Origin of the sequence: Acidovorax sp. HMWF018 (assembly GCF_003061035.1) — a bacterium.
In the GTDB taxonomy this organism is placed as follows: domain Bacteria; phylum Pseudomonadota; class Gammaproteobacteria; order Burkholderiales; family Burkholderiaceae_C; genus Acidovorax; species Acidovorax delafieldii.
Genome location: NZ_QAIM01000489.1, coordinates 22421 through 23044 on the forward strand (window position 1 = coordinate 22421; position 624 = coordinate 23044).

Sequence of the window (624 nt, forward strand, 5' to 3'; positions counted from 1 at the left end):
CAGCGGCTGGTGCGCGCCAGACTGGACGAGGTGAGGTCGATGGCCGTGATGGACGTGAGCTGCAGCGACAGCGAGGCATTGCCCGTCTGCACCAGGCAGTCGGCCTCGTTGACCAGCGGTTGCGGCTGGCCGCCATCCACGCGCAGGGTGGGGATCAGCGCGGCGGTGTTGAGGTCCTTGAGTGCCGCGTCCACCGCCGATGCCGTGGCCCCCGCCGGCACGGTGAAGCGGGTAAGGTCGGGCGACCAGGTGGTGACCAGGTACAGCATGTTGCCGATCAGGCGGCTACCCACCAGCAGGCCATCGATGCGCATCTGCTTGAGCTGCGCGGGCGCCATGTCCTTGTGGATGGCAAACAGGTCCAGCGACAGCGTGCGGCTGTACTCCGGCAACACGGTGATGCTGGCGTCGGCCGCAGCCACCACGGGCTGGCGGTCGGCATACGGGTCTTGCTGCGACAGCACGGCGGCGCGGGTGCCACCGCCCGCCACATAAAAGCCCTGGGGGATGTACTTGGCGTCCAGCGTGGCGCTGCCCACGCCGGTCAGGCTGCCATCGGCCGCGCGGGCCATGGCGGCCAGGCGCGGCGGCTCGCGGCCGGTGTCGGTGGCGTAGGCGCGGTGC

1 protein-coding gene is annotated in these 624 nt (G+C 70.7%); it reads right to left on the reverse strand.

Annotated elements, in window-relative coordinates; all coding sequences use genetic code 11:
* The coding region (locus tag DBR23_RS20995) for a beta-propeller domain-containing protein (protein WP_158276477.1) at nt 1–624 on the reverse strand (624 nt) is incomplete at both ends.